The following is a 17,404-nucleotide window of genomic DNA, read 5'->3' on the forward strand; positions in this document are numbered from 1 at the left end:
CGAATGATCACCAAGCGCTCCGGACGCGCCGCCGCCTCCCCCTCCCCGTGCCGGGTCACCGTCTGCCGTGGCTGCTGCTGCGGCGACGCACGCAAGATCCCCGGCGTCGACCACGCGGGCCAGATACCCAAGCTGCGCGCCGCGCTGGACGGCGCGGCCCAGGTGCGGGCCTCGGAGTGCCTGGACGTCTGCGACCAGGGCAATGTGATCGTGGTCCAGCCGTCCGCCGCGGGGCGTGCGGCGGGCGGGCGGCCCGTATGGCTGGGACTGGTCAACGACGACGACGCGCTCGCGGACATCGCGGCGTGGATCCACGCCGGCGGGCCGGGGCTGGCCGAGCCGCCGGGCGTGCTGGACCTGTACGCCTTCACGGTGTCGCGGCGGGTGCGCGAGGCGCTGGAGGGCTGAGGGAGGGGCGAGGGCGGGGTGAGAGCGGGGTGAGAGCGGGCTGAGGGCCGGTATCCCGGCCTGCCGGGGCGGACAAGGATTACCGGAGTCTTACGGAACCCGTCCGCAGCGCGCGCGGCGGGCGGTCGCCGGGGTTTTCTGAGGGCATGAAGATCTCACTGACCCGCCGTACCGTCGTCCCGGCCCTCCTGGTCCTCGTCCTGGTCGCGGCCTTTGTGCTCTACCTCTTCCAGCCGTGGCGGGCGTTCACGAACACCACCGTCAACGAGTCCCTGCCCGGCGCCACACCCGCCGCCTCCGCCCCCGCCTCGCCCTCCGGCTCCGCGTCCAAGGCGGCCATGGGCGACAAGGAGCTGGCCCGGGGCGGCTTCGTCTCCCACGAGCACGACACCAGCGGGACGGCCCGCACCCTCGGGCTCGCCGACGGCGCGCGGGTGCTGCGCCTGGAGGACCTGAAGACCTCCGAGGGCCCCGACGTACGCGTCTATCTGTCGACCCGCAGCGCCGCCGAGGTCGAGAAGGGGCTCGGGGACGGAGCCGTGGAGCTGGGCAAGCTCAAGGGCAACCGCGGCAACCAGAACTACGCCGTCCCCTCCGGGACCGATCTGTCCCAGTTCCGCAGCGCCGTGGTGTGGTGCAAGCGGTTCTCCGTCTCCTTCGGTGCCGCGGACCTCGATGCGATGTCCGCGATGGCACGCTGATCCCGTGCACCGAACAACGCCCCACCCCCCGCCCCCGCCCGCAGCACCCCGCCGCGTCCTGGTCGTCGAGGACGACCCGACCGTCGCCGAGGTCGTCACCGGCTATCTCTCCCGGGCCGGATACGACACCGACCACGCCGCCGACGGCTTCGCCGCCCTGGACCGGGCCGCGTCCTTCCGGCCGCATCTGATCGTGCTGGACCTGATGCTGCCGGGACTGGACGGTCTGGAGGTGTGCCGCAGGCTGCGCCGCCGCGAGGAGGGGCCGTCGGTGCCGGTGGTGATGCTCACCGCGCGCGGCGAGGAGGCGGACCGTATCGCCGGGCTGGAGATGGGCGCGGACGACTATGTCACCAAGCCCTTCAGCCCGCGCGAGCTGGTGCTGCGCATCGGGTCCGTACTCCGCCGAGCCGAGGCCCCGCCGCCGGCCGCCGCCCCGGCGCGGATCCTGCGGGCCGGCGACCTGAGCGCCGACCCGGGCGGGCGGCGCGCGGTCCGGGCGGGCCGCGAACTGACCCTGACGACCCGGGAGTTCGACCTGCTGGTGCACTTCATGCGGCATCCGGGCCGGGTGTTCTCCCGGGAGGAGCTGCTCCAGCAGGTGTGGGGCTGGGACATCGGCGATCTGTCGACCGTCACGGTGCATGTGCGGCGGCTGCGCGAGAAGGTCGAGGACGACCCGGCAGCGCCCCGGCTGATCGCGACGGTGTGGGGCGCCGGCTACCGCTTCGACCCGGCCGGGGCCGAGGGCGGTGACCAGCCGTGATCAAGGACTTTCTGGTCATCGTGGCGCTGGCGGCCCTCGGCGCGGCCTGCGTGGGGCTGCTGGCGGCGCCCGCCGTACGAGCCCTGCGGCGCCAGTCCGTCGTCCTGTCCCTGTTCGCCGTGGCGCTGCTGGCGGTCGCCGCCATGGCGGCGGGGACGGTGGCGGTCGCCCGGGCCATGTTCCTGTCCCCGCACGACCTGGGGGTGGTGATGGCCGTGGTCGCCGTCTCGGGCGTGGTGTCCTTGGTCGCGGCCCTGCTGTTCGGCAACCGGATCGCGGCGGGCGGCTGGGAGCTGACGCACGCGGCCCGTACGGTCGGCAGCGAGGGCGGCTTCGTCGCGCCCGCGGATCCGCCCACGGCCGAACTCGCCGCGCTGGCCCGCGCGTTGGAGCAGACCAGCCAGAATCTCGCGGCGGCGCGGGAGCGCGAGCGGGCGCTGGACACCTCCCGGCGCGAACTGATCGCCGGGATCTCGCACGATCTGCGCACCCCGCTCGCCGGGCTGCGCGCCATGGCCGAGGCCCTGGAGGACGGCGTCGTCGAGGACACCGCCCGCTATCACTCCCGGATGCGCATCGAGGTGGAACGCCTCTCCGCGATGGTCGACGACCTCTTCGAGATCTCCCGCATCCAGGCCGGCGCGCTCTCCCTGACGCTGTCCCGGGTCTCGGTGTACGACCTGGTGGACGACGCCCTCTCCGGCGCCCGGCCCCTCGCCCGGGCGGGCGGGGTGCGGCTGGTGGACGGCGGGGTGGCCGCGCTGCCCGTACAGGTCGACGCCCAGCAGATCACCAGGGTCCTGGGCAACCTGCTGGTCAACGCGATCCGCGCGACGCCCGCCGACGGCACGGTCGCGGTGAGCGCCCGGCGCGAGGCGGACCGGGTGGTGCTCGCCGTCCAGGACAGCTGCGGCGGCATCCCGGAGGAGGACCTCCCCCGCGTCTTCGAGACCGGATGGCGCGGCAGCACGGCCCGCACCCCCCGCACCGACGGCCAGAGCGGCGCGGGCCTCGGCCTCGCCATCGTGCGCGGCATCGTGGAAGCCCACCGCGGCCGCACCACGGTACGCAACTCCGGCACCGGCTGCCGCTTCGAGGTCGAACTCCCCCTCCCCTGACCACCACACCCCCACATCAACCACCGACTCCACCTCCCCACCTGCTGCCTCCCCCTCCCCCCGACCGACGCTGTGGGCAGTCGTGCCGCTGGGGGCGGGACGGGTGGACACAGCGCACCCCGCGGGGGGGGGGGGGGGGGGGGGGGGGGGCGCCCCCCCCCCGGAGGCCAGGGTTAGCGCGTGGCGGGGGTGGTGGTGAAGTGCAGGTCTCCTGGGCCCTCGTGGAAGTTCTGGGTGGGGATGCGCTTGAGGCGTACGGGCGGGCCGTCGCCTCGGGGGGCGTCGGCGGGCAGGGGATAGGTCAAGTTGTCCGGGTCGCCGAGGGGATAGAGGTAGTAGCTGATGAACCCGCTGGGGACGTTCTCGACGGTGCCGGAGAGGGGGGTGTCGAGTTCATAGGTGCCGCCTGCGGCGATCGGCTGGGGGAAGTCGCACTCGGCGAATGTCCCGTCGGGCGCGTAGCGGCAGTTGCTGTGGCGGGCCGCCAGGGCGACATGGCCGAAGAGGGTGACCGTGAGGCCCTGGCGGACGGGGACGTCACCGAGGTTGGCCAGGGCCGGGGTGATGGAGAGCCAGGAGCCGGGCTTGACGCCGGTGCGCGGCGGGTGGGCGCCGGTGCGCAGCTCGGGCAGGCCGATGACGGCCGTGGTGGTGTGCCGCACGGTGGGGAAGTTGCTGCCCGTGAAGGTGGCGGTGATCTTGCGTGAGTCGTTCAGCTTCGCGTTCGGCGACGCCATCACGCGGAACGGCACGAGGCTGGTGCGCTGATAGACGTCGCCCAGCGAGCAGGTGACGACATAGCCGCCGCGCCGGCAGCTGTAGCCCAGGTCTGTCAGGGTGGCCTTGCCCTTGAGGGCGGTGGCATCGAAGGACGCGGTGATGTTCTTCGCCTCCTCTTCGGGGACGGGCCCGCGGGAGTAGAACTCGAACTCGAAGCGCGGGGGGTTGCTCCCGTCGTCGCCGGGCGGGGGGACGAAAAGGGTTTCCAGGGCACGGTCCAGGACCAGCTGCACCTTGCCCGACTGGGCCTGGGCCGACCGGGCCTGGGCCGACCGGGCCTGGGCCGGGGCTCCGGCCAGGAGGGTGGTGAGGGCCAGAACGGCGGCTGCGAGCAGGGTGCCGGTGCGTAGGCGTACCGGACTCATCGGCTCAACTCCTTGTACGGGTAACGGGGTTACGCGCACAAGGACGGGACCGGGGAGGGCGGCGGATGGTTGTAGCCGGCCGCCGCCCCGCGTCGGGTCTCCGTACGCCCCGTCACTCTTCTTACTTCTCTTACTCCCCTTACTGCCCTTACTGCCCTTACTCCTCCCGTTCCCACAGGGGATGTTCGTGTGCGGCCCATCGGCGGTCGACCGTGCCGGTGCGCATGCCCCGGCGGGCCTCGGGGCTGCCGTAGGCCTTGCCCACATGGGCGGCGATGACGATGACGATCGCCAGCGCCAGCCAGTCGTGGACGAAGGTCGCGCCGGTGCGCCAGGCCAGGGGCGCCAGGCCGGTGAACCACATCAGGATTCCGGTGCCGGTCATGACCAGTACCGCGCCCGCTATCCAGGCGGCGTACAGCTTCTGTCCGGCGTTGAACTTGCCCGCCGTGCGCTCCGGACGGCGGCGCAGGGCGGCGCGTATCCAGTGGCGGTCGTGCGGGCCGTAGCGGTTGAGGCGGGTCAGGTCGGCGCGCAGCGGGCGGGAGGCCAGGCCCAGCAGGAGGGGGACGGGGACCAGCAGGCCCGACCACTCGTGGACGGTGACCATCAGGGCGCGGCGGCCCACGAGTTGGGCGAGGAAGGGGAGGTAGAGGCAGCCGGCGGTCAGTACGCAGATCGCCATCAGGGTGGCGGTGCTGCGGTGCACCCAGCGTTCGGCCCGGGTGAAGCGCAGAACGCGGTCGCGGCAGGGCAGCCGGTCCGGGGCGTGCGGGCGGTCGGTGGTCTCAGGTCGTCGGTGCATCGTCCCGCCCGTTGGAGTGGCCGACCCAGGCGTCGGTGTCATAGCCGCGTTTCTCCCAGTAGCCGGGCGTCACGGAGTCGGTGACAGTGATGCCGGAGAGCCATTTGGCGGACTTGTAGAAGTACATGGGGGCGACGTAGAGGCGGACCGGGCCGCCGTGGGCGTGCCCCAGGGGTTGGTCCTGCATGCGCAGGGCCACCAGCACATCGTCCCGGCGGGCCTGTTCGAGGGTCAGGCTCTCGCTGTACGCGCCGTCGAAGCAGGTGAAGCGGATGGCGCGGGCCTGGGGGCGTACCCCTGCGGCGTCCAGGAGGTGGGAGAGCCGCACGCCCTCGAAGGGGGTGTGCGGCACCCGCCAGCCGGTCACGCACTGCACGTCGCGTACGAGCCGGGTCTGCGGGAGTGCACGAAGGTCGGCCAGGCGGTACTCGCGGCGGCGGTCCACCAGGCCGTCGACCGTGAGGCGGTAGCTGTCCGCGTTCTTGTGCGGGACCGAGGCGGTCACGGAGTAGTAGCGAAAGCCGCCGCCGGCCGGGAGGAGACCGGACAGGCCGGTGGGGTCCTTCTGGGCGACGGCGCCGACCGTGCTGTCGTAAGCGCGCTGGAGATAGGGCGCGGCGGCGATACCGGCGGCGCCGGTGGCGAGCATGCCCAGCACCAGCCGGCGGCCGACGGGGGCACCGCGCCCGTCGGCCTCCCGACGGCTCGGCGAGGAGTCTGGCGACCGGCCCGGCGAGGAGTCCCCCGAGCGGCCGGAACGTTGCGAAGTCACCCTTCGATTCGAGCACCCGCCGCGGCCGAGGGCCATGCCCGAGGCCGTTACGTCAGACTTCCGTCACACTCTCCGCGCCACCGCAGCACGACGCCGCTGCACGACGGACGCCGCAGCACGACAACGCCGCAGCACGAGACCGCAGCAGGACGGCCCCGCACCACCACAGCCACTACTACCCCTGCCGCTACCGCCCCACCCGCATCACCCCTCCCCCGAGTGGCAGTGCCCACCCCCGCTCCCTCCGCTCCCTCCGCTCCCCTCGCTTCCCGCACTCCCCCCGCTCCCCTCGCTCTCCTTCGGCAGATCCAGCGCCGGATTGCGGTCGAAGAACCCGGTCGGCTTGAGCGTGAACCCGCAGCTGTCCACCGGCATGACCGGCCAGTCCTCCGGGCGCGGCAGATGCGTCGGCCCGAAGCAGTGCCACAGGGTGAGCCCGGTGTTCTCCAACGACTCGCCGGGGACGGTCCATTGGAGGACGCCCGCGCCCCCGGGGTGCTGGTTGGGGTAGTCGCCGTCGGGATAGCGCCGCTCGGGACGGGTGCGGGTGACCCACAGGTGCTTGGTGGCGTACGCGACCCGGGCGGCGGCCGAGGAGCCGGGCCGGGCCAGCAGGGTGGGGCCGGGCTGCGGAGTCAGGGTGTAGGCGACGGGCCGGCCGGTGCGGTTGTGCGAGGAGGGGTTGGTGATACGCCAGCGACGGCCGACCGTGGCATCGGCCAGCCGCCCGCCCTCACCCGAGTCGGCGATCACCGTGGTACGGGTGGTGAAGGCGTTGCCGTTGGGGTTGTCCGGTCCCATGGGCAGCGCCACCAGATCAAGTTCCTCGACGGTGTTGTCGTGGCCGTCCACCGCCGCGTCCAGCCGCGCGCAGAACAAGTGCTGGTGGTAGGGCGCCTGGAGACCGGGCGCGACTTCGGTGGCGTACGGGGAGACCTCGCCCACCGCGGAGCCCGACGTCTGCACCAGCCCGGTCGACTTGACCTCGAACTCGATGGAGCCGTCCTGGTAGAGGTACCAGTAGAAGCCGTAGTCGTAGTTGCCGAGGGTGGCGACACAGGAGATCACCAGGCGCCGGGAGCGGCGGCTGTCCACCGCCCAGCCGTCGAAGATGTTGCTGTGCTTCCACAGCAGCCCGTGGTCCTCCTCGTGGAGGCAGATGGCGTTGTGCAGCGGCTGCGGACGGCCCTCGTCGTCGTGGACGACGGCGTCGAGGTAGCGGATCTCGCCCAGGCAGTCGCAGCCCAGCCGCAGCGAGTTGACGTTGCGGCCCAGGGTGTACTCCCCCGCGTCCAGGTAGCAGACCCAGTTGCGGTCCGGGGTGGCGTCCGCGTACGGGACGGCCATCTCGGCCAGTGACGCGCGGTGCAGTACGGGCCGCAGTCGGTCGCCGTCCTGGTGGGATATCTCGTGCAGGACCAGGCCCTCGCGGGCGTTGAAGCCGATCCGCAGCCGCCAGTTCTGCCAGGTCAGGGCGTACCCGTCCAGGGTGAAGGAGGGGCCTTCGGGCTGGGTGATCCGCAGCGGCTTCAGGTCGGTGCGGGCCGGGCCGGTGAACTCGGCCTCGTAGCGCCCGCATTCGGCGGGTACGGGGACGGCGCCGGTGTCGATCAGGCGGATGACCCGGCCCTCGGTCAGGTCCACGTCGACGACCAGTCCGCTCACGGGGTGCGCGAAGGGGTTGTCGGAGGTGTCGCAGCGCAGGAAGGTCAGCGAGCGCAGCATGCGCCGCCCGGACTCCGCCGCGATGCCGAAATTCCCGGCGGCGAGCGGGGCCGCGACGACCCGTGCGGTGTCGGTGATGCCACGTTCGGCCATGGCCTTGCGCCAGCCCGGGTCGGCCTTGACGATCTCGTCGCAGCGCACGTACTCCTCGAACAGGACGGGCGGCTGGCCGTCCCGCCGCGGGTCCAACTCCCGGTAGGAGACCAGCGACCGGGCCGTCACATCGACCAGCGCCTCGGCGCTGACACCGGTCGCGGGCTCCAGCAGGGTCAGCCGCAGCCGCCGGACGACGGGGTCGCCCGCGCGGTGGGCGGTGACGGTGTGCCGGTCCGGTTCGTCCAGCAGGACGAGCGGGAAGCGGGTGGTCGCGCCGGCCCGGCCCGCCTCCTGGACGATGGTGCGCGCGGCGGTGATCTCCTCGGCGGACAGCGGGTCGAGCGGGTGCGTGGCCATCTCGGCTCTCCTTCTCGGTTCTCCTCGGTACGCGAGCACGCGCACGGTCGGGTGCGCGGCAGCGCCCCGGGAGCCGGGGCGGGCCCACCCGGTCCGCGGTGGTTCACCCCCGCGGCGCCACCGGCCCGTCCGGCCGCCCCGGCTTCCCCTGGGCTTGCAGCTTCTCCAATTGGAACGCCTGATTGCCCAGTCCGATACGGGCGTGCGTGGCGGGCCTCCTGGCGCGCAGCACACGGCCGTGCACCAGGCCGATGACCGCGGCCGCGCCGATCAGCGCGGGCAGCGCCCAGCGCAGCACGGAGTCGTCGCCCGCGCCCACCAGAACCCCGAAGTCCTTGACGGCGTAGGCCAGTACGGCCAGCAGGGCGAGCGCCGCCAGTCCCGCGGCAGCCAGCCGCCCTGCCTGGATCCGGCCCGCGCCGCGCCGCAGGAAGAAGGCGATGACGGCGACGGAGGCGGTCGCCATCAGCAGGATCACGCCGAGCGCGCCGACGTTGCCGCCCCAGGTGAACAGCTTCAGTACGGGGGTGGTGGGGTCGCCGTGGGGCGCGCTGTCGGTGAGCGCGAAGGCGCCGACGACGACCAGCGAGATCAGGGTCTGCAGGAGCGAACCGAGGGCGGGGGCGCCGCTGGAGCGGGAGGTGCGGCCCAATGCGGCGGGCAGCAGCCCTTCGCGGCCCATCGCGAAGGCGTAGCGCGCCACGACGTTGTGGAAGCTGAGCATGGAGGCGAAGATCCCGGTCACGAAGAAGAGGTGCAGGGCGTCGGTGAAGCCCGTGCCGAGCCGGGGCCCGGTGAGGGCGAAGATCAGGCCCGGCCCCTCCTTGCCCGCCGTCGCCACGACGTGGTCGGGTCCGGTGGCGACGCCGATCAGCCAGGAGCCGAGGGCGAAGAAGACGGCGACGAAGCCGACGGCCAGGAACATCACCCGGGCGACCACGGTCTGCGGGCGGCTGGTCTCCTCGGCGTACACCGGGGCCTGTTCGAAGCCGACGAAGGCGGCGACCGCGAAGCACAGGGCGGTGCCCAGGCCCGCGCCGCCGAGCGCGGCCGGGTCGAAGGCCTGCCAAGAGAGGCCCTGCGGCCCGGGGTCGGCGGCGAAGGCGACGTCGAAGACGACGATCAGGGCGACCTCGACGACCAGGAGGACGCCGAGCACCTTGGCGTTCAGGTCGATCTTCAGCGCGCCCAGCGCCCCGGTGACCACTACGGCGAGCAGCGCGGGCAGCCACCAGGCGACGGTGACATCGACGTGCTGGGCCAGCAGCCCGGCGACCTCGAAGCCGAAGATGCCGTAGATGCCGACCTGCAGCGCGCTGTAGGCGGCCAGCGCCACGAAGGAGGCCCCGGCGCCCGCCGTGCCGCCCAGGCCGCGGGCTATGTAGGCGTAGAAGGCGCCCGCGTTGTGCACATGCCGGCTCATCTCCGCGTACCCGACGCTGAACAGCGCCATCACCACGCCCAGCACGACGAACAGCAGCGGCTGCCCCACGATGCCCATGACCTGGTACGTGGTGACCATGACGCCCGCCACCACCATCAGCGGTGCGCTGGCGGCCAGTACGGACAGCAGCAGGCCGGGGGTGCCGATGCGCCCCGCGCGCAGCGCCCGCTCCTGCCCCTTGAAGGTGTTGATCTCGCCGGGGCGGCCCGGCCGGCGCGGGCCGCCCGCGCGATGGCTGCCATGGCTTGTGCCCTTGCTGCCTCTGCTGCCCTTTCTGCCCTTGCTCCCCGTCAGCATGGCGGAGGTGTCCTTCCCCTGGTTGCGGATCAGGTGTGCTGGATCACGTGCCGGCGAATCGGTTGTGCTGGGTCTTGACGGGCTGGTGGCTCACACGGATCTGAACGCGGCCTCGCGCGCCGCCCTGAAGGCCGCTACGGCCTGCCGGGGAGACCGGCCCGGATAGGACCACGGCGCGGCGGTGATGTGCGGGCCGATGCGGTGGAAGAGCGCGGCCGCCTCCGCCATCCTGCCCTGGTAAAACGTGGCGTGCGCAAGGAAGTTGAGGTCGATCTTGCCGCGCGGGTGGTCCTCCGCCTCCCACTCCAGCCACCAGTCGAAGGCGGCCTTCATCACCTGGCGGGCGCGGCGCCCCGACCAGTGCAGGGAGGCGGCGGGGTCGGGCGGCTCGAAGCCCGCTGCGGCCAGCACGCGGTAGCGCTCGGCGTGTGCGACGACGGGCAGCACGGCCAACGGCGAGTCGGCGGGCGCCTGTTCGGCGGCCCAGGCGGCGAAGTCGTAGACCTGGTGCAGCGGGTCGTCGCACTCGCCCTGCTGGTGCTCGGCCAGGCAGGCGGCCATGAGGTGATGTGCGTGGTGGTGGTCGGGGTGGCGGGCGCGTACCTGGTCGAAGGCGTGCTCGCGCTCGTCCACGGTGCCGTTGCGGCGGGCCAGCATCAGTACGGCCAGCCAGGGCGTGGGGTCGGCGGGCGCCATCCGGGCGGCCGCCCGGCAGCCCCGCAGGGCGGTCTGCGCGCTCTCCTTGCCGCGCAGGGCGCGTACGACGGTGGCGCAGGCCAGCAGGGCCGCGGCATCCGCGCTGTCCGGTTCGGCGAGCTGCCAGTCGCGGGCCCAGGCGGCGCTGGCCGCGCCCTGGGCCAGGACGACCATGCGGTGGCCGCGCCGGTCCCAGTCCGTGCCGGTTTCGGCCAGCAGCGTACGGACCTGGTTCCAGCGCCCGTGCGCCAGCGCGGCGGCGGCCAGGGCGAGCCGGGTGTCGTCCAGGGCGGGCGCGAGGGCCAGGGCGCCTCTGCCCCGTGGACGCCCGAACGGCAGTGGAGGAGTCATCGGCGGGGACTCTCCACGACGCGCATCACCTCCGGCCCCAACTGGGGGCGTGCCTGGACGACTTCGGCTGACGGGCCACGGTCCGGGGCGCTGGATCGGCCCAGTGGTCTGGTCCACGCCGGACGGGCACGCACAGCAAAGCGGCAGGCGCGGCCCCGCGTCAAGGCCGGACCGGGAATGGCCGAATCGGTCAACCTCCGCAAAGATCAAGGCGGTTGATGATCGGAATCCGCCGCCGTGATGGCCCGGCGATCGGGCCGTCCGCTCAGCCCACCGCCCGCGCCGCCGCGCGCCCCGCCGTACGCCCCGAGAAGAGACAGCCGCCCAGGAACGTGCCCTCCAGGGAGCGGTACCCGTGCACGCCCCCGCCGCCGAACCCGGCCGCCTCACCCGCCGCGTAGACCCCCGGCAGCGGCGCGCCGCCCTCGGTCAGCACCCGCGAGGACAGGTCCGTCTCCAGCCCGCCGAGCGTCTTGCGGGTGAGGATGCTCAGGCGTACGGCGATCAGCGGCCCCGCCTTGGCGTCCATCAGCCGGTGCGGCGGCGCGGTGCGGATCAGCCGGTCACCGAGGTATTTGCGCGCCCCGCGCACCGCGGTCACCTGGAGGTCCTTGGTGAAGGTGTTGGTGATCTCCCGGTCCCGGGCGACGATCTCGCGCCGCAGCGCCGACTCGTCGATCAGCGGCTCCTTGGTGAGGGCGTTCATCCGGCGTACGAGATCGGTCAGCGAGCGCTCCACGATGAAGTCCACGCCCTGGTCCATGAAGGCCTGGACGGGGCCGGGCGCGCCGGGCAGGGCCCGCCCCAGCACCTCACGGATGCTCTTGCCCGTCAGGTCCGGATTCTGCTCCGAGCCGGAGAGCGTGAACTCCTTCTCGATGATTTTCCGGGTGAGCACGAACCATGTGTGGTCGTAGCCCGTCTTCATGATGTGTTCGAGGGTGCCGAGGGTGTCGAAGCCGGGGAACAGCGGTACGGGCAGGCGGTTGCCGCGCGCGTCCAGCCACAGCGGTGACGGCCCGGAGAGGATGCGGATGCCGTGCTTGGGCCAGATCGGGTTCCAGTTGTCGATGCCCTCGGTGTAGTGCCACATGCGGTCGCCGTTGATCAGCCGCCCGCCCGCGGCCTCGGCGACGCTGAGCATCTGGCCGTCCACATGCGCGGGCACGCCCGAGAGCATCCGCTGCGGAGGGGTGCCCAGCCGCTCGGGCCAATGGGCGCGTACCAGGTCGTGGTTGCCGCCGATGCCGCCCGAAGTGACGATCACCGCCTGGGCCTTGAGCTCGAAGGCTCCGATCACCTCGCGGCTGCTGGGCGTGCCGCGCGGCGCTCCGGAGGGCTCCAGCACCTCGCCGCAGACCGTGTCCACCGCGCCCGCGCTGCGCGCCAGGACCGTCACGCGGTGCCGGAAGCGCAGTTCCACCCGGCCGCGCGCGACGGCCGCCCGCACCCGGCGCTCGAACGGCGCCACGATGCCGGGCCCGGTGCCCCAGGTGACGTGGAAGCGCGGTACGGAGTTGCCGTGCCCGGTGGCCTCGTAGCCGCCGCGCTCGGCCCAGCCCACCACCGGGAAGAGCCGCACGCCCTGCTGGTGGAGCCAGGAGCGCTTCTCCCCCGCGGCGAAGTCGACGTACGCCTTGGCCCAGGCGCGCGGCCAGTGGTCCTCGGGGCGGTCGAAGCCGGCCGCGCCGAGCCAGTCCTGCCAGGCCAGTTCGCGGCTGTCGCGGATGCGCAGCCGGCGCTGCTCGGGGGAGTCGACGAGGAAGAGGCCGCCGAAGGACCAGTGGGCCTGGCCCCCGAGGGACTGCTCGGGCTCCTGGTCGAGCAGGATCACCTTGCGCCCGGCCTCGGCGAGTTCCGCGGTGGCGGCCAGGCCCGCCAGCCCGGCTCCGATCACGATGACGTCAGCGTCGTAGGCCATGTCCCAGCCGTCCCCGCCTTCTGTGTCCTGTGTCCTGGCCGCGCGGTCCGGATGTCCCGGGCCCCGTCGGCCGACGCGCGCATCGCGCCAGGTGGCGCGCGCCGTGGGATTAGATCCTCAGCTCACCCGGCCACCGCGTCAACCTCGGGTTCCCCGCCGGTCCGCGAGGGTACCCGCGCACCACGCATGCGACGGGGCGGCGCCGGGGTGGCTATCCTCGGCCAAGTTCCCCTCGCCCCGCTCGACTTGAGGTGCGCGACGTGACGGTGATCCTTGTGGCCCTGGCTGCGGCGTGCTGCCTGGGGTTCGGATTCGTACTCCAGCAGGGCGCGGCGCAGCGCGCCCCCATGCAGGACTTCCTGTCCCTGCGGCTGCTGCTGGACCTGGTACGGATGCCCCGCTGGCTGGCCGGCATCGGCTTCATGGTGGCCGGCATGGCGCTGGGCGCGGTGGCACTGGGCATGGGCGAGATCACCCTGGTCGAGCCGCTGCTGGCGACCAATCTGCTGTTCGCCATGGCCCTGTCCAGACGGCTGACGGGCCAGCGTCTGGGCTGGCACGGCTGGGGCGGTCTGTGGCTGCTGGCGGGCGGTGTGACGGTGTTCGTCGTGGCCGGTCAGCCGCGCGGCGGGCGCAGCGTCTCCGACCCGCTGACGCACTGGGTGATCATGGGCGCGGTGCTGGGTACGGCGCTGCTGCTGGCGGCCTGCGCCAAACGGGTGCGGATGTCGCTGGAGGCGGCCCTCCTGGGGGTCGCGGCCGGTCTGGTGTACGGCCTGCAGGACGCCCTCACCCGTATCAGCGGCGACCGCTTCGGGCACGGCGGCTGGGCGCTCCTGCTCACCAGCTGGCAGCCGTACGCGATCGTGGCGCTGGGCATTCTCTCGCTGGTGCTGGTGCAGAGCGCCTTCGAGACGGCGCCGCTGCGGATGTCGCTGCCCGCCCTGACCGCCGCCCAGCCGCTGGCCGGGATCGTCTGCGGCGTGGGCTTCCTGGGCGACCGGCTGCGGATGACGACGGGCGCGCTGGCCTGGGAGGCGGTGGGGCTGGCGGCGATTGTCCTCGGCATCGTGCTGATCGGCCGCCATCCGGCGATGCCGCCCGGCATCGGCACGGCCGAGCGCTCCCGCGACCTCCAGCCGCACTGACCCCAACTTCCTCAGCCGACTTGCTTGTTGGCATCGCGCCGTTGACGGGGTACCCGGAATGCGTCCGTCCACCGCCGTCAACTCCCGCTCCCCGTCCACCCGTTCGTGGCACCACGGGCGCGCCCAGGGGCAGTTAATCGTTTCCTCGGATTGGACAGCGCCCGGCGCGCCGTGAATGATCCGGCGCCATGTCAGTACGTCCACCCACACCGGAGCGGGCGGTCCCCCAGGGCGTGCGCGTGGTGAGCCCGACGGTGGTGACCCCCGCCGCACGCCCCGTCGCACCGGGCCCCAAAGACACTCCGCGGGTCATCCGCGGCGAGGTCGTCCGCCCCCGGCGGCTCGCACCCGGCTACCGGGCCGCGGCCACCACGGTCCTGCTCTCGGCCGTCGGCGCCGCCTCGGTGCTGTTCCTGCTGATGCGCCAGGACCACCGGCACCTCGCGGCGGACCCGCCGCGCGAGATCGTGGCCTCCCGCCACGCACCGGCCTCGCCCGTGCCGTCGGCGCCACCGGCCCCCCTTCCGGGACCGGCCGTTCCGGGCCTCGGCGCCCCGGCGGCACCCGTCGACGGCGGGCTCGGCGACGGGGTGCACGGCACGCTGCCGGACTTCGCGGCCGGTACGGGCGGCACGCCCCGTACACCGGTGCCGCCGCCCGCGCCCGCCGACCCGCTCCCCGCCGCTCCCGCCGCGCCCTCCTCGGCCGCCCCGGACACGGCGGCGCAGCTGTGGGCCACGGTTCTGGCGTACGACGGGTCCGCCTCGCGCTTCGCCGGCCGGTATTCCTTCAGCGCGCGCTGGGACACCGAGGGGCGCGGCGGCGTCCTGCTCCGCGCCGCCTGGCGCGCCGACCGGCACGGCAGGCAGGACCGGGACGCCGATCGCGAGAGCGCGCCGCGCGCACGCGACGGCTGGGACAAGATCGCGGGGCCCGGCTCCCGTGCGCAGCGTACGGACCGCGCCCGGCACGCGGACCGGCGTACGGGCCGGGGCGAGAGCGGGCAGGCGGGCGAGCGCGGGCAGTCGGGCGGGAGCGGGGAGCGGCGCGGCGGCGAGGGGCGGCGCTGGGACCGGTCCGTGGGCGGGGCCGAGGGCGAGGAGCGGCGCGGCGGGCACCGCGGCCAGCAGCGGCGGGGGCACGGCCGCCACTGACCCCCGGGGAACCGGCGGCGGCGGCCTCCCGGTGAGGCGTACGGGGCCTCACCGGGACCGGCACCGCAGGCCGCGGCGGACGGCCCGCGAGCGGCCGCGGGCCGTCTGGTTCCATGGCCACCATGAGCGATCAGCCTCTCCCCCAGGACGCCCCCCGGACCCCACTGACCCCTCACACCCCACAAACTCCGGCAACCTCACAACAACCGCTCAACGCGGACGAAATCCTCGACATCGTCGACGAGAACGACCGGGTGGTGGGGCAGGCCCCGCGCGGTGAGGCCTACGCCCGCCACCTCCGCCACCGCTGCGCGTTCGTCCTGGCCCGGGACGCCGAGGACCGGATCTTCGTGCACCGCCGTACCGCGCGCAAGCTCGTCTTCCCCTCGCACTACGACATGTTCGTCGGCGGCGTGGTCGGCGCGGGCGAGTCCTACGACACCGCGGCGCTGCGCGAGGCCGAGGAGGAACTGGGCGTCCAGGGACTCCCGCGGCCCGTACCGCTGTTCAAGTTCCTCTACTCCACCGCCGAGCACAGCTGGTGGTCCGCCGTCTACGAGGTGCGCTGCGAACTGCCCGTGGACCCGCAGGAGTCGGAGGTGGCCTGGCACGCCTTCCTCACCGAGGAGGAGCTGACGCGGCTGCTGCCGAAGTGGCCGTGGGTGCCGGACGGCCTGGAGGCCTACCACCGCCTGCGCGCGTGGTACACCGAGCAGGGCGCCGATAGCGACGGGTAGTGTTCTGGCCATGATCCTCACCGACAGACTGCGGTCGATCGGCGCGGGGGTGCGGCTGTGGTTCGCGCCCGAGCGGATCCGCGAGGAGGGCGATACGCCCGACTACCGCTTCTCGCTGGCCAACGAACGGACGTTCCTGGCCTGGCTGCGGGCCGCCCTCGCCCTGGTCGCCGGCGGTTTCGCGGTGGATCAGTTCCTGCCCTCGCTGCACCCTGTGGTGCGGCTGGTGTGCACGGTGGCCCTCCTGGCCGCCGGCGTCCTGTGCGCGATCCGCGCGGTCAACCACTGGGTACGCTGCGAACGCGCCATGCGCCGCGGCGAGGACCTGCCCGCCTCCCGCTTCCCGACCGCCCTGGCCGTGGCCGTCGCCCTGCTCGCGGTGGCCATGGTCGTCCTGGTCCTCCTCGGCTGGACGCGATGACCCCATGCCGGACACCGCGCATGACACGGCAGGCTCCCCCGCCCCGCCTCGCGACCCCGGCCTGCAGCCGGAGCGCACCCGGCTGTCCTGGCGGCGCATCACCCTCGCCTACGCGGCAGTCACCCTCCTCGCCATCCGCGCCGTCCTCAACGGCCGCACCGGCTCCCCCGCGGCGGTCCTCACCGCGGCCCTCCTGGCCCTCACCTGGCTCGCTTTCCTGGCCACCGCCCACCGCCGGCTGCGCTCCCTGACCGCCTCCCGGCGCCCCGCGACCCTCTCGCCCCGCACCGCCGCCTTCGCGGTGGCCTGCACCATCGCACTGGCCGTGGGCGGCGCGGCGATCATCCTCTGAGAACGGGCCGGGCCGCCGGGGCTACGCCGCCCGGCCCGCGCGTATCTCCCGTGCCAGCGCGCGTATCCGGCGGTCGGCGAAGCCCGGCTCGGCGGACATGCCCTTGACGATCCGGTCGCGCACCGCGCGCTCGCGGCCGGCCGCCACCAGCGCCAGGGACTCGGCGAGCGCCTGCGGCAGCCGCTCGTGCCGGGGCACCCGCGCGGCCTGCTCGTCGAACCAACTGCCGTACGGGAAGGAGGGGTTGACCTTGGGCTGATGGTTTCCCAGCCAGCCCCAGACCGGGAAGTCCAGCGACACGTTGACGACATGCCCGGCCGGGAGCGTGCGCACCCACGAGCTGCTCTCGGACTGCTGCCAGCGCCAGTGGTTCGGGCTGGTCCTCCCCCGGATCGTCACTCCCGCGTAGCGCAGCTTGCGGCGGATCACCTGCCAGGGCTCCCGGCTCTGTGCGATCCAGGCGGCCAGTTCCTTGTGCAGGGTGTCGAAGGTGCCGCCCCGGTGGACGACATCGATTAGCGCGACGGGGCGTTTGCGACGGGCCAGGGCACAGGGGGCGAGCCCGACGGAGGCCAGGTGCTCACGCAGCCGCTGGCGCGAGCGGCCCGGCATATGGCCTCCCCACAGCCCGGACGTGGAGAGCGGCAGCCGCAGCAGCCCGCCCGTCTGGCGCGAGGTGCCCTCGTACACCCCGGTCAGCAGGTCGTGCATGCTGTCCAGCGAGCGGCCGACGAAGCACAGATCGGCCGCGGCGGTACGGGCCAGGACCTCGGCCGTGCACGCGACGAGCTCGTTCAGATACCACAGGTCGGCGGGCTCGGCGCCGTCCGTGAGCACGCCGAGCCGATCCGCGCCGCGGTCGGGCGAGGCCGCCGGCGACCAGCGGAAGGGCCGGGGCGGGCGGGGTGCGTCGGGCGGGCTCGTGCTCATGGTCACCAGTGGACCATCCGCCACTGACAACGGGCACTCGCATTCCCCTCCCGTGCCGCA

The 17,404-nt window shown here is 73.6% G+C and carries 17 protein-coding genes; 9 read left to right on the forward strand and 8 right to left on the reverse strand.

The annotated features are described in order from the left end of the window. Nucleotides 1–3 precede the first annotated feature (3 nt). From AC4IJH_RS11230 to AC4IJH_RS11245, 4 genes are all read left to right on the forward strand, one after another. Nucleotides 4–408 carry a (2Fe-2S) ferredoxin domain-containing protein gene (locus tag AC4IJH_RS11230; protein WP_490851456.1) on the forward strand — a complete coding sequence of 135 codons (405 nt, stop codon included), beginning with the start codon at nucleotides 4–6 and terminating at the stop codon, nucleotides 406–408. 146 nt (nucleotides 409–554) lie between these two features. Beyond that, the gene (locus AC4IJH_RS11235) at nucleotides 555–1,109 is read left to right on the forward strand and encodes a DM13 domain-containing protein (RefSeq protein WP_490851457.1); all 555 of its coding nucleotides are present in this window, start codon (nucleotides 555–557) and stop codon (nucleotides 1,107–1,109) included. After that, nucleotides 1,084–1,875 (forward strand): response regulator transcription factor, encoded by a 792-nt coding sequence (locus tag AC4IJH_RS11240; RefSeq protein ID WP_490851458.1) that lies wholly within the window; start codon nucleotides 1,084–1,086, stop codon nucleotides 1,873–1,875. The genes AC4IJH_RS11235 and AC4IJH_RS11240 overlap by 26 nt, the downstream gene beginning before the upstream one ends. After that, a complete protein-coding gene (locus tag AC4IJH_RS11245) occupies nucleotides 1,875–2,993 on the forward strand; it encodes a sensor histidine kinase (RefSeq protein WP_490851503.1) in 1,119 nt (372 codons plus the stop codon). The genes AC4IJH_RS11240 and AC4IJH_RS11245 overlap by 1 nt, the downstream gene beginning before the upstream one ends. 173 nt (nucleotides 2,994–3,166) lie before the next feature. Here AC4IJH_RS11245 and AC4IJH_RS11250 read toward each other — a convergent pair whose 3' ends face one another. From AC4IJH_RS11250 to AC4IJH_RS11280, 7 genes are all read right to left on the reverse strand, one after another. Then, on the reverse strand, nucleotides 3,167–4,138 hold the full coding sequence (locus AC4IJH_RS11250) for a hypothetical protein (protein ID WP_490851459.1): 972 nt from the start codon (nucleotides 4,136–4,138) through the stop codon (nucleotides 3,167–3,169). A gap of 157 nt (nucleotides 4,139–4,295) precedes the next feature. Then, nucleotides 4,296–4,943: a cytochrome b/b6 domain-containing protein gene (locus AC4IJH_RS11255; protein WP_490851460.1), complete on the reverse strand. Its 648-nt coding sequence runs from the start codon at nucleotides 4,941–4,943 to the stop codon at nucleotides 4,296–4,298. Next, nucleotides 4,927–5,604 carry a molybdopterin-dependent oxidoreductase gene (locus AC4IJH_RS11260; RefSeq protein ID WP_490851504.1) on the reverse strand — a complete coding sequence of 226 codons (678 nt, stop codon included), beginning with the start codon at nucleotides 5,602–5,604 and terminating at the stop codon, nucleotides 4,927–4,929. Before AC4IJH_RS11260 ends, AC4IJH_RS11255 begins: the two co-directional genes overlap by 17 nt. A gap of 315 nt (nucleotides 5,605–5,919) precedes the next feature. Next, nucleotides 5,920–7,893: a primary-amine oxidase gene (locus AC4IJH_RS11265; RefSeq protein WP_490851461.1), complete on the reverse strand. Its 1,974-nt coding sequence runs from the start codon at nucleotides 7,891–7,893 to the stop codon at nucleotides 5,920–5,922. Between the two features lie 103 nt (nucleotides 7,894–7,996). Continuing rightward, entirely contained in the window at nucleotides 7,997–9,634 is a 1,638-nt protein-coding gene (locus tag AC4IJH_RS11270) for an APC family permease (protein ID WP_490851462.1), read from the reverse strand. 90 nt (nucleotides 9,635–9,724) lie between these two features. Next, nucleotides 9,725–10,681: a hypothetical protein gene (locus AC4IJH_RS11275; RefSeq protein ID WP_490851463.1), complete on the reverse strand. Its 957-nt coding sequence runs from the start codon at nucleotides 10,679–10,681 to the stop codon at nucleotides 9,725–9,727. A gap of 265 nt (nucleotides 10,682–10,946) precedes the next feature. Beyond that, nucleotides 10,947–12,602, reverse strand: coding sequence for an FAD-binding dehydrogenase (locus tag AC4IJH_RS11280; protein ID WP_490851464.1), 1,656 nt, complete (start codon nucleotides 12,600–12,602; stop codon nucleotides 10,947–10,949). Nucleotides 12,603–12,862: 260 nt separating this feature from the next. On the opposite strand from AC4IJH_RS11280, the gene AC4IJH_RS11285 reads away from it, so the two are divergent. The 5 genes from AC4IJH_RS11285 to AC4IJH_RS11305 all read left to right on the forward strand — a co-directional run bounded on the left by AC4IJH_RS11285 (nucleotide 12,863) and on the right by AC4IJH_RS11305 (nucleotide 16,414). Then, nucleotides 12,863–13,750 carry a DMT family transporter gene (locus AC4IJH_RS11285; RefSeq protein WP_490851465.1) on the forward strand — a complete coding sequence of 296 codons (888 nt, stop codon included), beginning with the start codon at nucleotides 12,863–12,865 and terminating at the stop codon, nucleotides 13,748–13,750. A 188-nt stretch (nucleotides 13,751–13,938) separates the two neighbouring features. Beyond that, nucleotides 13,939–14,904, forward strand: coding sequence for a hypothetical protein (locus AC4IJH_RS11290; RefSeq protein ID WP_490851466.1), 966 nt, complete (start codon nucleotides 13,939–13,941; stop codon nucleotides 14,902–14,904). 122 nt (nucleotides 14,905–15,026) lie between these two features. Further along, nucleotides 15,027–15,641, forward strand: a complete 615-nt coding sequence (locus AC4IJH_RS11295; protein ID WP_490851467.1) for an NUDIX hydrolase — start codon at nucleotides 15,027–15,029, stop codon at nucleotides 15,639–15,641. A 10-nt stretch (nucleotides 15,642–15,651) separates the two neighbouring features. After that, on the forward strand, nucleotides 15,652–16,062 hold the full coding sequence (locus AC4IJH_RS11300) for a YidH family protein (RefSeq protein WP_490851468.1): 411 nt from the start codon (nucleotides 15,652–15,654) through the stop codon (nucleotides 16,060–16,062). Nucleotides 16,063–16,066: 4 nt separating this feature from the next. Continuing rightward, nucleotides 16,067–16,414 carry a DUF202 domain-containing protein gene (locus AC4IJH_RS11305; protein WP_490851469.1) on the forward strand — a complete coding sequence of 116 codons (348 nt, stop codon included), beginning with the start codon at nucleotides 16,067–16,069 and terminating at the stop codon, nucleotides 16,412–16,414. 21 nt (nucleotides 16,415–16,435) lie between these two features. Here AC4IJH_RS11305 and AC4IJH_RS11310 read toward each other — a convergent pair whose 3' ends face one another. Continuing rightward, nucleotides 16,436–17,344, reverse strand: a complete 909-nt coding sequence (locus AC4IJH_RS11310; protein ID WP_490851470.1) for a hypothetical protein — start codon at nucleotides 17,342–17,344, stop codon at nucleotides 16,436–16,438. Between the last annotated feature and the right edge of the window lie 60 nt (nucleotides 17,345–17,404).

The sequence above is a fragment of the Streptomyces sp. UF-297 genome (genome assembly GCF_058245575.1).

What these genes read in the sequence shown, in the direction of transcription:
- AC4IJH_RS11230 (WP_490851456.1), top strand. Translation starts at nt 4, where the DNA reads ATGATCACCAAGCGCTCCGGACGCGCCGCCGCCTCCCCCTCCCCGTGC.
- AC4IJH_RS11235 (WP_490851457.1), top strand. Translation starts at nt 555, where the DNA reads ATGAAGATCTCACTGACCCGCCGTACCGTCGTCCCGGCCCTCCTGGTC.
- AC4IJH_RS11240 (WP_490851458.1), top strand. Translation starts at nt 1,084, where the DNA reads ATGCGATGTCCGCGATGGCACGCTGATCCCGTGCACCGAACAACGCCC.
- AC4IJH_RS11250 (WP_490851459.1), bottom strand. Translation starts at nt 4,138, where the DNA reads ATGAGTCCGGTACGCCTACGCACCGGCACCCTGCTCGCAGCCGCCGTT.
- AC4IJH_RS11255 (WP_490851460.1), bottom strand. Translation starts at nt 4,943, where the DNA reads ATGCACCGACGACCTGAGACCACCGACCGCCCGCACGCCCCGGACCGG.
- AC4IJH_RS11265 (WP_490851461.1), bottom strand. Translation starts at nt 7,893, where the DNA reads ATGGCCACGCACCCGCTCGACCCGCTGTCCGCCGAGGAGATCACCGCC.
- AC4IJH_RS11270 (WP_490851462.1), bottom strand. Translation starts at nt 9,634, where the DNA reads ATGCTGACGGGGAGCAAGGGCAGAAAGGGCAGCAGAGGCAGCAAGGGC.
- AC4IJH_RS11275 (WP_490851463.1), bottom strand. Translation starts at nt 10,681, where the DNA reads ATGACTCCTCCACTGCCGTTCGGGCGTCCACGGGGCAGAGGCGCCCTG.
- AC4IJH_RS11280 (WP_490851464.1), bottom strand. Translation starts at nt 12,602, where the DNA reads ATGGCCTACGACGCTGACGTCATCGTGATCGGAGCCGGGCTGGCGGGC.
- AC4IJH_RS11290 (WP_490851466.1), top strand. Translation starts at nt 13,939, where the DNA reads ATGTCAGTACGTCCACCCACACCGGAGCGGGCGGTCCCCCAGGGCGTG.
- AC4IJH_RS11295 (WP_490851467.1), top strand. Translation starts at nt 15,027, where the DNA reads ATGAGCGATCAGCCTCTCCCCCAGGACGCCCCCCGGACCCCACTGACC.
- AC4IJH_RS11300 (WP_490851468.1), top strand. Translation starts at nt 15,652, where the DNA reads ATGATCCTCACCGACAGACTGCGGTCGATCGGCGCGGGGGTGCGGCTG.
- AC4IJH_RS11305 (WP_490851469.1), top strand. Translation starts at nt 16,067, where the DNA reads ATGCCGGACACCGCGCATGACACGGCAGGCTCCCCCGCCCCGCCTCGC.
- AC4IJH_RS11310 (WP_490851470.1), bottom strand. Translation starts at nt 17,344, where the DNA reads ATGAGCACGAGCCCGCCCGACGCACCCCGCCCGCCCCGGCCCTTCCGC.